This is a genomic window from Aquimarina gracilis, from assembly GCF_035285365.1.
Classification (GTDB): Bacteria; Bacteroidota; Bacteroidia; order Flavobacteriales; family Flavobacteriaceae; genus Aquimarina; species Aquimarina gracilis.
The window spans coordinates 465,889-479,836 of record NZ_JAYKLX010000003.1 but is presented as its reverse complement, the minus strand read 5'-3'; the positions used below and the strand labels follow the sequence as shown (position 1 = coordinate 479,836).

Genomic DNA, 13,948 nt, shown 5'->3' with positions numbered 1-13,948 from the left:
ATAATTACCCAATAGAATCGATAATAAACCATTTGCCTGTCATATACATGGGGCTATCGCGCCTTATTTCTCCTTCTTCAACGTATTCTACTTGTTGGTGGTAGATATAATTTGCAATGTTTGCATTCATATCGCGATAGAGGGGCCATAAGTTTTCTACACTATCCGGCCCTTCCCATCCTAAATCTTGAACATGATCGGGACTCATATCACTCCAATCATATTGATAATTTTTTAGTAGTGTTCTAAACCTTCCCTCCATACCTCTTCTTCGACCTCTAGAACTAACCCTGTGAAGTTTTTTGCCTTCGTCTGGTTCAAAGTTACTATCAACTCCTATCTTAATCACTTTTATCTTTTCCCCATCGACTTCTCGTTCTGTATCTCTTTGTCCCGGGTACGACCTATATCTATTACCCATATATTGAGTAGGAGCTATTTCTATTTCTGTTTTCTCATCCATATTTGCCGTAATAGCTTCATCTGGTGGCGCTTTTTCACCTTTTTTTGTCCAGGCAGTTCTCTTTGGTCTTAAGGTAATTGGATTGTGCCAACTTCTTTTGGTCCATCGTATGGGTATTGGATAATCAAAACTACCGTCTCCCAAACCTTCTGAAGGCTGTGCAGGAGGTGCCAACGGATCACTTAAATCACTAAGCTCGTATTTGCGGCCATAAGTTGCAATTTGATCTGCTAAATCCTCGAAACCAGGAAGATCACCTTTGTCATTGCTCTCATTAGGATCTATTCCTAATCGTATAAGGCGTTGTATTAATTCAAAAGCATTTTTGCGTAATTCTTTCACGTCTTTTAGCATTTGTTTTAATCGTTTCTCTTCTTGTTTATCGGTTGTTGTTTTTAATGCATTACCTATTTCTTCTTTATGATCGTCAATTTTCTCTAGTAGTAACTGAGGGGTTGTTGCCATTTTAAGTATTACATCCTGACCCGGAGCTCCTATTTCGACTTCAAGATAATGCCATTCTCCTTCCATATTAAAGTCATCTTTAATTTTTACTGGCGTTATTGGCTCTTCTGGTGGTAAAGGTTTATCACCAATCTTACTTATCTTTTTACCTTTTTCATCATAAAAGCCACCTTTTAGCGGTGATTTTTTCTCTTTCGGCATTTTGTTTTTTAATACCCCTCGTACAAAGTTTTTGCGTTCGAACTTCGTTTTCTTGATGTTAATAATTTCCTTTAATTTTTCCATAGAGATTTCATCTCCAATATTGTAATCAAAATCTATGGCAACACCAGTATTGGCTATTGGCCAATTTCCTTTGATAGTTTTGTCTGCAAGATTACCATAGAGCACTTCGAAATGAATTTTCCCTTCTAATCCTAGTGATAATTCTCCTGCGACTAATAATTTTCCTTTAACAAAATGTCTGGGAACTTTACCGTCAGTAATTGTTTGTTCTCGTGTACCTAAAGTTAATTCAAAATCTGAATATCCTTGTAGGGAAGCTGTCCCATCTACATTCATTTCTACGGCACTTACATCGACTCCAAGATATGGGAAACTAGTACCTACTCTGGCTGCCATTCTACCTGTGACACCTACTTTACCATCTAGCGATGCAGATAAATTTAAACGAGCAGATACCGAAAGTTCTTTATTTATATCTGGATTTGTTGAGTATATACCTGCTATTTTTATATCGTATAATGTAAGGGGTCCAAACATATACTTATAATAAAGCCCTCCTTTTCCTGTAAAATTTAAGCCTGCAGGAATCCCTGGTATTCTAACAAAGAATGGTCCAAACTCTTTAACTAATTTTGGTGAAATTGGTTCCCAGTCAATGCCTTTTTCTTCCATCAATGTATAGCGAGATTCTACACGTACTGTTCCAAATACTGTAAGATGTCCATCTGGGTCTACTACCAGACTTCCTTTTCCTGTAATAAAATCTTTACCTTTGTCATCCTTAACGATACTTAATTCTACGGAACCCCATCCTACCATCGCTAATTCACCAGTGGACTTATCTAATGATGGAAGATGTAATGGCTCACCTTTTTCTTTTTCGGGTAATTGTTGTTGTACCTGTGCCCAAGCTTTTTCTTTGTTTGTGACTAATAGGGTGGCTTCAGCACTTTTAATTCTACTATTATCTTCTTTTTTGGGTAGATATTTTGCCTTACCTCTAATTTCTAACACTCCATTATAATAGGACGCTTTTAAGGATGCTGTTATGTTATTAAAATTCCATGTTTTATCGAGCTCCATATCTTCTATCACGCTCGTCAAACTAGAAAAAGAATCTCTTTCTACTGGTAATTCTTTCTTTTTCAAGCTTTTTACATCAAGAAGTAGATTTCCTTTCCAGGCATGGTCACTATTGTAGATTACAAAGGCTCCTACCATTGTTTGACCTCCACCCACATCATAATACCCGCTAACGATAAAGGTCAATCTCCCTTTGTCTATTTTATTTTCATAGCTCACCCTGGTGAATGTATCTTTATTGTAGTCATTACCAAAAACAAGTTTTGTGAGTCTTTCTTCATCCATAAGGAATTTCATAGAAACTTTGTTGGCTGCCATTGGTAACAACGACTTAGGTAAAAGTGCAATTCCTCCGTAGATACTACTATCTGATTTATCTATTCCAATACCCAAATATGTAGTATCTTTTTTCTTTTTAGTATCAAAAGCAGCGTGATTGATCTCAAAGAAATGAGGTTTCATTTCATAGGTCTGAGTACTTTCGTGCCAACGTATTGGAACTCCATTTCTTGATCCCATATCGCCAAATTTAATATTCAATTTTGGTCCATTGTTAATGACACCTTTAAACTTAACACCAAATGTTTTGGCAATATCTTTGTTATTGTTATACCAATCTACCATTAGACTAATAGACTGTATGTGGTTGGCTACGTGTGGTAGGGGTGCAAATTTTGTTTTTCCTTGTAGATCAATAGGTATTTCCAGTAGCTTCTTCATGATCAAAGCCCCGTAATTGACCATATCTTTTTCTTCTTCGAATGCTTTTTTAATACCCCAACGCACAAGTTTGCCTGCAAGGTACCGACCTCCCCAAACTACCACCGGTGCTGCCAAGGCAGGAAGTGCTCTTTGAATATCTGGAACGTTATCTGAACCTGATTTATCTTCTTTCTTTCTAACAGCCGCTCCTTGTTGTATTGTATGAGTAAGCTCATGTGCCAACAGATGTTTCCCAGATGTTGAATTAGTATCATACTTTCCTTGATTGAAATAGATATCATTTCCATGAGTAAAAGCCTGCGCGCCTAATTCTTTATTCATTTGTATGGCGTGGTCATCTGTATGCACTCTAATATTACTAAAATCGGTTCCCATAGCAGATCCCATTGAGTTACTTACATCATTTGTTAATGAACTTCCTTTCCCTTTTGACGAATTAAGACCGTTTTGTAAATCTGAGGATACTCCATTGTGGACATTATCAGACTTGGCCTGTAAGACACTTTCATCTTCGGGAGGTTCGGGATTTGCCGTGGCGCTTAATTTCTTTTGTAGTTCTTCCTCTGTTTCTGTTATCTTATCTTCTTCCTCTACAAGTTCTTCCTTACTTTGTGTTGATGGTGCTGTTTGAATAGATGGGGCTACTTCAGATTTTGTCTGTATGTTTACAATAGGTTGTTCTGGACTACCAAGCAGTTTTTGTTGCGGTTCGGCAGCTACATCTGATGTATTTTCTTCATTATTTTTTTGCTCTTTTTCTTGTTCCTCACTGGTATTAAATTTTGTCTGAACGCTACCAGTACTAGTAGAAAAAATATTACCTGAAGAAGGGTTATCCAAATTTTGTACAACCCTATCTGCTACGGAATCTGCTTCTACTTCGTACTTGTCATTAGGTTGACCAATACTTAATTTAGGTTGTACAGGGTCTTGGTTTTGTTGAGTCGCCCCCTCTTCTTCACACCTCATACCGGGTCCCATGGCATCACTATTAAGATGATATAACATTCTAATAAAGACGGCATACGAATCTGGGTTCTGTCTAGAGAAACTCCAATTGAAAGCACCATAATTCTCATTAGTCTCATACATATCTCCCCTGAAATTCAGATCTGTATGAACAACCTCATGGATTAGAGTTGTAACCCTAGAAAAGTAGTTGCATCGAAACCACGTATCACAAATATTAACTCCATTTACTCTTAATGCAGGAAAATCCCGAGCCATGGGTAATGGCCTTGATGTCCTGGCATATGTAGTATCATTACAATCAATACATCCGTATTCAATATTTCTTCTTAGGCCACTATTAATAATATTTAAGTTATTATAAATGGTTTGCAAGTTTGAAATAAGATCCCTAGTTGACGTACCGAAATTTTGTGTATACGCACGAGCAATTCTTATTATACCTTGTCTAGACATTCGACTGGCCAGCAATAGCTCCATTTTTTCCATTGCTCCATTTACCCAAGTTCTTGCATGATCCAAATGATTACTGATCATAGTTTGTTGGTCATTGCTACAATTACTCAAAAATGTTTCTCTATTAAGTTGTATTGTATCTCCTTCAGAAATTTTTTGCTGTACATGTACATCTTCACCCGATGTTTCTATCTCATCCTCACCATTGCTTTTTTGTTGATCTTCTTCCTGACAAGTTGAGCATTTTGTTTGAATATCACTTGCACCAGCACTTACATGATCTGTAATAAGAGGCTCTTTTTCTAGATTAGAAAGGGATTTGGATACTTCTTCCTGATCTTTCTTTTGAAGTTTTTCTTCTTCTTCACATGAAGTACATTTTGTTTGAACAGAATGACCACTGTTTTCTACGGAAGATGATGACTTAGTTTTTGTAGAATTTTCGTTCAAACTGTATACAACCTTATCTGCTACATTATCTGCTTCTTTTTCATATTTATTATTAGGTTGCCCTATTATAAATCCACTACTCGATGCGTAATTTTTATTCTGTATTGAATACGGAGAGCTAAAAAAAGAATGATCTACACTCTTTGATTGACCAAAAAAACCTTGCCCTCTTTGTTTATTAAAAAAGGGTTCGTGTTTGGCCTGAATTAGGTGTATAGAATTACTGCTTTTATGTGCTTCAGCTGTTCTCAGATCATTTAATATTTTTTATCTCCATTCTACTTTTAAGAGTTCCTTCATCCAAGGTAATTTTATTATACTCAAGTTCCACGGTAATCGATCTAATAAGATATCCATTGTCTTTTGCTCTACGTAAAGTTTCCAACCTGTTGCTTCTTGCTCCAATTTACCCTGTCGCATCAAAAATCCTTCTCGCAAACTATCCGGAGATACTTTTCCTAAGGCACCCCAATGTTCTATTACTGCAGAAAGTAAATTATTGGCTTCTTCTTTTTCTTTCTGGCTCAAAATAACAGTATGATCCATTGGCATATTTACTGGCATTTCGCAAAGAAACTTTGGTAGTACCATTTCATACTCTCGTGGATTTTCGTCACCAGTAGCCAAAAAATGTAATACTGTTACCGCTTTACTTCTAGCCTTAAAATCAACAAAATCGTTTTCCTTCAACAATTCAAACTTATTGAAAACAGTGCTTAAAAACGGGTGTAATAATACCATCCCAGCATTATTAAAAAATTGCGGAGATTCGAGAGATTCCTTTGCCGCTAATAACTCCTCATCTCTTATCTTCTCACTTTCGATTTCATGAGAGTTTTCCAGATTTATCTGTTCATTTTCTTGTTGAGCATCTGTTTTCTCTTCTTCTGTTTTATTCTCCCCTTCTGATCGGTCTTCTTTTTGAATATTCTTTTTATCCTTATCTAAAATTTTATGCTCTTGAACATCAGGACCTGATTGTGCTTCTTTTTGAAGAACTTCTTGTAGAAAAGAGTAACGTTTTATTTCTATATCAGATTTTAATATTTTTCCGATTTCGGCTTTGTTAATCAATAACTCAACAGAAAGCTGTACGAGAACATCTCCAGCCAACGAGAAACTATCCAGCTTCTTATGATCTAATATTACGCTTGTGAAGATTTTGCGCCACATAGAAATTTCAATAGCTCTTGCATTTATCCTTTTTGTTTTGATGATCGGTTCCTCGAGAAATGTTTTTATTTCTGAAAATAATGTGACTAATTTGTCTTGTGAAAATCCAGTATATAATTCGACAATTGACTTTAACTCTTTGGTGGTATGCTGTACTACTAACCTTTGTAATGCTATAGGAGTTTTTCTTAAGGTATGTTCCAACATGATTACTGCATCCAGGTCTAACCCCAGTGTTTCTAATACTAAAGTAATCCATTCATGACTAGGTTCACTTGTATAGTTTGGCAATGTACCTTTCTCTAGCCAATACAACCAAATTTCAAAATAATGTCTTCTTAAAGATTGATGTTTATTTTGAATAGATCTTTTGCTATCATCTCTTCCTTGTTTATATTTCCTTATTGTATCTTTACCTGTACTTTTGAAATAATTACCTTCGGAATGGGACCTATTTCCTTTCTCAAACAAATTTTTATTGGTCTTTGATCTTTTTTGATCGTCTCCTTTTCCTTTATATTTCAAAGGACTCTTTGGTCTAATTACGGTTCTTAATCGTTCGTTTATTGTTTCTTCTAAAAGATCTATTATTTTTTGAATTACAACTTCCTCTAGATAATCGTCTTCAAGTTGTATAGCGCCAATATCTATTTCTATAGTATCCATTCGTACTACCAGATCTTCTGGAATTAGCCTATCAAAAAGGTCACTAATTGCCGGTGCTAAGCTTTTCCACACCAATTCACTCATCCTTTGCTGAATGGCATAGGCATCTTTTGCAGAATCGATTTCAATTTGCAAGACCTTTTTACCTATAAGATGCTTATTGGCCATATTTCTTTGCTATTTCAGAAGTTTTTTAACTTGCTCCAACACTTTTGAATCGGCCAGTGTATTAAGTTCTTCACTTTTCCAATCTTTATCCAATTCTTTTAAGGATAATCCTTTCTTTTTAAGAGCGACTAAGTTTTTCTTAATAAGAGCAATATCTTCTTTTTTAATATTTTCTTTTTCGTCTAATACAAGTTTATCTAGCAAATGCCAGGTCGCATTTTTAAGCAGCATTAAAAAATCCTGAATATTATTATCCTTTTGAAGGCTATATTTATCAAAAAAGCTAACTAATCCGTCATAAGCCATTAGCGTTGGTGTATTTTCTAAGAAAAACGCTGTTCTTTCATAACTTTTGGTCTTCTTCAACTTGGCTGTTGATGCCTTTTCAATATTGGTTATGTATTTTGGTTTTCTTTTTCTAATAATCGCCAATGCTTCATTTTTTGTTAACTTTTTTAGTGGTGTTTTTTTTGTTTTAGTTTTTTTGGAAACCGTTTTTTTCGAAGGTATTTTTTTCGTGGGACTGCTTGCTACTTTTTTAACAACCTCCTTAGCACTCTTGGTTGCTGGTCTCTTCTTTTTAACAGGAGGAACGGAAATTTCCTTGTCCGGCACAGCAACTTCTATTTTCTCATCAACAACCGTCTTTCTTGCTTCAACTTCTGCAAGAGCAACGCCTTCTCCTATTGGTTCTTGGGGTATTCCCTGAGGTGGGCAATATCCCCAGAAAATACTGCTTGAATCATACTCATTGGTGTCAAGAAATGCAATTTCTCTACGATCATCATCACAATCACAATCGCCTTGCTCGCCAGGAATAGTAGGACATGCAGGTTCAGATTCTAGAGTTCGTATACAATCTGAAAGTAAACAATTAGGATGATGCCCATTAGGATCGCATTGAAGTGCCGCCGGATCTTCTTTCCATGCCAACCATTTTTTATACGCATCTTCGAACTTACAAAGATCACTAGGGCTTAACCACAAAATATTCAACCCAACCAAAGCGGGTGTTTGAGTATATAGAAATTTCTCAAAAGCTTGTCGCTGTTCCAGGGTTCTAAATTGTTTATGCCATGATGGTAACACTACTGTAGCCCAAAACGAATATGGGTCACTACCTGGTATATAATGAATTGCATTTGGATTATTATCTGTTTCTGCGCAAGGATCATCTTTTTCAATATCAGGTTGCCATTCAATATAGCACTCTGTATCGGGGCAAACTGGCAATAAGCAAGTTATTAATTGGCGACCTTCTCCTTCATCATATTCATAAATATTACCGCAAGGAACATTGGGTTTTGGTCTTAGTAAAATATGCTCAAGCACATGCATCCCAATATCATTTGTACAGGATTTGGTATATTCAATCGCATCCTTTACTTCTTGCAGGCTTTTGTATTGTTGTGGGTGATAAGCCAGCTCTCTATTTTTATTAATAATCTCAAATGAATATGGGCCATATGCAGTTTTTGAAATACATTCCACCGCATACGATTCCTCCATAATTATTGAACAAAAATGAATAAAACCATTTAATGCCTCGCTACAACAATCATACTCATTACTACTTACAAAAGGATATGGTTCGATACAGCTTTTAGTAATGTCTATTACGTCCTCACATCCACACGGTTGTAATCCTTCTGGAGTGGTTTCCACATCATTTTCTGGATAATACAATCGGTAGCGATACCCTGTTTCTGTTCTATATACTGGAAAGTAATTAACAAAATCACATATCTCCTGATATCTAAAAGATTCACTATCGATCAATTTGCACATCCCTGCATCTTCTTTATAAGTTTCCTTCAAAGAAGTTTTTATAATATCAATTTGGGCGCTTTCATCAAGAACTGTACATTTTTGCATACTATCCCTGAACGCAAAAACTAACTTACAAAACTCTTCAGTCGAATACCCATATCCTATTCTTGATAAGAATTGAATCTCTTTTCGTGGAACACTACCTTCGCCTACTTGCCATATAATGTATTGATCCCAATTAATATTTTTTAATTTAGTGAGCCAGGATTCCATTTGTTCATCTCTTTTCTTGGCCGAGTTATAGTAGCAATTATGTTCTGATACAAAGTATGATGGAGATACTACTTTAAATTTCCATTGATGTCCTTCACAAATAGGAATATAATTTTTATCATCTTCTGCAGCATATAGAAATTCTCGAACACCGCCTGGAGTGCAGTTTTTACAATCATCTTTGTCTCTGGGATATCCATCATCCCATACTTCGGGTATGCTTGCAAAATCCTGAGAGCTTTCTGCCAAAACTTCTACAAGTCCAACATAAAAACCTTCTTTATCACAAAACACCTTGCAATTGTTTGAAGCCCCAGCAAGATTATAAAAGTATTGATATGCATTTATAGTTTCTTGAGCATTTGAATACGTATTTTGACTTACCCAAAGCAAACTACCTTGATGATTTATGTTACTGTTTTCTTTACACCCAGAAATGAGATCACTCTGTGGTACTACTACTTTGAAACCATAATGACTCTGAGTTTCCCCAAGGGTTTCATAAGTCATTTTATAAATTGGGAACTGATCTGCTAACCCTGTATAATGCAATATTACATCTTTACCACGTTGTTCTAGAGCTTCTCGTATTACCTTAGGAATTACAGCAATATAAGATGCCTGATCACATGATTTTACATTAGGATTATCATATGTTTCTTCAATATTTATTTTTCCAGAAAGCAAGTATTCATCAGCATTGGTAGCTATTTCAATTACATCGATCCATTCATTTTGCCAAGCTTCTTCGGCTTCTTCAAAACTATTATATCCCAAATAACTAATTAAAACAAATTGATTACCATCGCAATCTTTAAATTCTATTTGATAATGAAATTTATTAGGATCATTCTTTGGACAAACGACTATTGCTTTTTTGGGGCATTGTTTTAAATCTATTGGTGGAATAGTATCACAAATGATCTTTTTAATATCCTCTGCCAAAGATTCTGCCTCACACCTATATGGACTTACCGCCAAAGGAGCATTTTTTTTATAGAACCTCCATTCATACCGCCCCTCCTGGTTCTCTATCATTTGGCGATCGATAAAACTGGCCTTCGGCTTTAAATCATTACTATATATACTCTTGACGTAACCAACAATATTTTGAGCTTTTGTTAAAGATGGTTTTGATTTTGAGTATGCTCCAACTATTGCTTTTGACGAACCTGAGGTATACAACCCAAAATCAGTATCATTTTTTGGAGAAACCTTAAACAATAAACCAGGTAGTTTTTGAATGAAATCTGTATACCCTTTTGAAGCCTCTTGTGGTGTGCTAAATCCATCTGTACTAATAAAGATTGGTGCCAACTTATCTTGGGCATCACTATCGCCATATATAAACTTGTACTGAGCCGGAGTTGAAATTACCTCAAAATCATAGCAATGTGGCTTATACAGCTCATCATTTTTGGCTAAAACTGTCTGAACAATGGTCTTATCAAAATTTGCTGAAGCTCTGGCTTTTGAAGTAAACTCGGTTTCAGAATTCAAAATTTTGCTCTCATTATGCATTAAAGACCAAATATATCTTCTTGGTTCTTCTTTAACAAAGACCGGAAGTTCGTTGCTCTTAAAATATCGCATCATTGCATTTAATGCTTTTGTACGATCTGCAGCCGTCTCGAAATGATCGGGAGGTAATGCCAAGAAAGAAGTACTTGCATCTTTGAGAATAAAATTATACTCTGGATTACCCTGATCCCCAGAAAGCAAATAGTTATTTTTGGAAACACCTTGTTTAAAGGCAATTTGCATTTGCTGTAATGCTTCTTTTGGAGAATCATAAACGCAATAACTCATAAACATAGGGGTATTGTCTTTCCCTAAAATCTGAAATCCATATTTTTTTCTTTCTTCATTATATTCTGGTTGTGTTTTTCTATCACCAAAAATTGACACGCAGGTTTCTAAAACAATTCTTTCGTCATTTTCTTTGGTACTAAATTCATTGGATTGTGCTATTACCTTTCCTTTCTCATTTTTAAGACATACTACACTATATTCTCCTCTTTTTTCTACAGAGAAATTTTTTAGAGAACTCCCAAGCATTTTTGCTTGTCTCCAGGCCGCAATACTTTTGTTACTATCAGGATAGCATCCCAGACCTTTTACAGAAACATTTTTATTAATTCTAAGATTCCATCTTAACGCGATATCATGTTGGGTAAGAAAGCTCTCAAGATTTGCCTCTCTTACCATATTATCCCACGCTTCATCATCGGTCTTGAAAACAGGTACACATTCTGTCTTTTCTTTTGTGCGAATGTCGTTCACATGCCACTTCCAAGAAACCAATGTTTCTATATGACAGTTAAATGCATTTATATCTAAATACCTATTATCTGATCCTAAAGGTAGTAGACGATATTTTTCTCTTTTGTGAATATCTGAACCAAGCTCTTGTTCATTAATAGTTTTGATAAAATCACTCTTTTTATCATTCCCAACTTTCTCAGATCTCATTTTCTGATTTTTGCTAGTAACAACAATTTTACCATCTACATTTTTAAGTTGTTGGTAATAATGATATCTGGTAATTATAATATTCTCATTACTGGCTTTTTCTGAAAAAATTCTTTGCAATACATGGCTATCAAAACCATTTAAGCTTTTTTCGAGGTGTTTGTAGGATTTGTCATCCCGTAATTGTCCCAATATTTTTCTTGAAGCTTCGCGTAATTCTTCTATGGTATCATACCCTCTATTACTTCTGAAAAGGGTATTCCCCGACCAATCTTTTAAAATTATCCTGAAGTTTTGAGTGACTTCAAAATTACACAGGTTTCGTCTTTGATAATTGCCTATCCCAGATAAGAGTGCTATTCTTTTTTCAAAACCAGAAACGTTATCAGTATTCCAAGACGGGTCCAAATAGTTAAATGCCTTACCCCTATCCCGACTAATTTCAGGAAACTTATTTACATATTCTGATTGACTTTTGATCTCGTCTTCTTTAAACTCTTCAGCATTTACTCTATTCTGAAACTGTAATACCACATAATCTGAAAATTCTTCTCCAAACCTTGCCAATAAATGATCTAAAAATTGTTTGCGCCTTTCCAAATATTCATCGGTATCCTCTGTCAACTCTTGTATTAAATCAATATATGATAATGGGCTATAGGTAATGTTAAAATAATGTTCATCGGGTTCATTGGTATCTGAAGTATTTGTCACTTCATTATAGCTTTGATGCATCATCGCCAAAAAAGCCAGGTTTTTCGCTTCTTTCCGTGCATCGTTTGGAGTATCACTTCTGGTGGTGCCCACAAGTAAAACATCATCGGAAACATCGGCATCTATGACAAAAAAGTAGCCTCTTTTATCTTTTATAATTTTTATAGTGAAGTTCTCATTAGAAAAAGAATTAATAAGTTGGTTAATATAAACCGCACGAAGTCCTGAAGAAGAGAAATTGAATGCATTGACGATACCAGGTTGGTCATTACAAAAATTTTGAATGGTTAGTTCAATATTTGGATTATTCTGTAATTTTTCCAGAGTTTTTGTCCATTGGGCATTATTAGCAACGGGCACTGCCAAAATTGAGCCTTGTGTAAGCACATCATCTTGCTTATAAAACCTTAACAACTCTTCTAGTCTAGGAACCGAGTCGGGAATTTGGGTGAAATATGTCGACTTCTCTTCCTTGGTTCTCTCATCTTCTGGTTTTAGAGAAAAAAGTGATCTTATATTAGCCAATTGAGATGTATAATTGGCCAATATCTGATCATAAAACATTAAGTATCCTTTGAGTTGTTTGGCCTGGGTTTTCCGTAATCCGGTTGCAATATCCGGCAGACCATCTTCCCCTATACCATAAACCACCGGAAAATCATTCTGAATAGAATAATATTCTTCTAAATCGTCTCGATAACTTCCCAATGGAACTTGAGTATCCAGATCATTAATTGATAGTAAAAACTTTCTAGGATCATAAAGAGTTCCCTCGATTCTTGATTTATTTACTTTTAAAACTCCTTGAACATTATAAAGGTCTATGCATGTTTTATCACTAGAAAAAACAGGAACATTTCCATCGGGAATAATGTATTCCCAACCACCAGAACCTGGGTATACTACAGAATCTTCTTTAATGGCTATATTTTTAATTTTTCTAACACCATCAATACTTAAAATCACATCATATAAATCAGACAAATAGATACTTTCTCTTCTATTGAAATTTTCTATTTCTTCGGTATCAACGAAGCCATAACTTTCAGTTCTATATGGTCTTCCTGCAAATATATCGTCAATAGTTTTTCCTTTGTCCAATAATTCCTCAAGGGTGTAGTATTTAATTTCTGGTTGTATGTAATTTCTTATTCTATTGAATATTTCTGCATAAACCTTTTCTGCATTGAATTCTGCATGAAGCTCAGCTTCAACACATACTCCTATTTCTACAGGGTCCAAAACTTTAATCCCATCCACAAAATCCTCACATAAATTTCTATGTTTTGCTAGTATGTTTATTACATCTTGTTCTAATGTGACCGTATCAACAATATCTGCATTCTTTTCTATATAAACCTTATAGAGTCCATTTAAACATATGTCATAACCATTCAACTTTTCGTTTCGAGTAACTGCATTTTCTCCTTCATAAGAATCACCTTTACAAACTAAAGTTTTTCTGTAAGTATCCAGATACAAGCCTATTTCCTGCTCGGAAGCAGGTTCTAACCATGCATTTCTTACCCCTTCTACTTCTAGTAATAATTTTCTATAGTCTGTAATGGTAACCGGATTTACGGTTAATATCTCAAGAGGAGTTAAAAAGTTATCTTCGGGATCATTATTATTCTTTAAAGCTATCAAATCCTGAAAAGGAAGATTCGTTCTATACCCCAGATCCATCAGGGCATACACCAATACTTCTAAAATAGTTACCCCCGGATCATGAACATTATGATCTGTCCATATTTTACCCGAAAGGTTTCCGATATGCTCTAGCCCCTCTCGTCTAAGTTTCTCAAAATCCAAATATTCTGGAATATCCGGATCATTTTGCTGGATAACTGATATGATATTATTTTCTAATTCTGCCAT

General features: G+C 35.2%; 3 protein-coding genes. All 3 read right to left on the bottom strand.

The window, feature by feature from the left end:
* Positions 1–4 precede the first annotated feature (4 nt).
* The 3 genes from U6A24_RS08065 to U6A24_RS08055 all read right to left on the bottom strand — a co-directional run bounded on the left by U6A24_RS08065 (position 5) and on the right by U6A24_RS08055 (position 13,948).
* The gene (locus U6A24_RS08065) at positions 5–4,834 is read right to left on the bottom strand and encodes an eCIS core domain-containing protein (RefSeq protein WP_324179434.1); all 4,830 of its coding nucleotides are present in this window, start codon (positions 4,832–4,834) and stop codon (positions 5–7) included.
* A 267-nt stretch (positions 4,835–5,101) separates the two neighbouring features.
* Positions 5,102–6,841 carry a contractile injection system tape measure protein gene (locus U6A24_RS08060; protein WP_324179433.1) on the bottom strand — a complete coding sequence of 580 codons (1,740 nt, stop codon included), beginning with the start codon at positions 6,839–6,841 and terminating at the stop codon, positions 5,102–5,104.
* A gap of 9 nt (positions 6,842–6,850) precedes the next feature.
* The gene (locus U6A24_RS08055; RefSeq protein WP_324179432.1) at positions 6,851–13,948 is read right to left on the bottom strand and encodes a hypothetical protein; all 7,098 of its coding nucleotides are present in this window, start codon (positions 13,946–13,948) and stop codon (positions 6,851–6,853) included.

Coding starts and splice junctions, on each gene's coding strand:
- U6A24_RS08060 (WP_324179433.1), bottom strand. CDS start 6,841: ATGGCCAATAAGCATCTTATAGGTAAAAAGGTCTTGCAAATTGAAATC.
- U6A24_RS08055 (WP_324179432.1), bottom strand. CDS start 13,948: ATGGCAGAATTAGAAAATAATATCATATCAGTTATCCAGCAAAATGAT.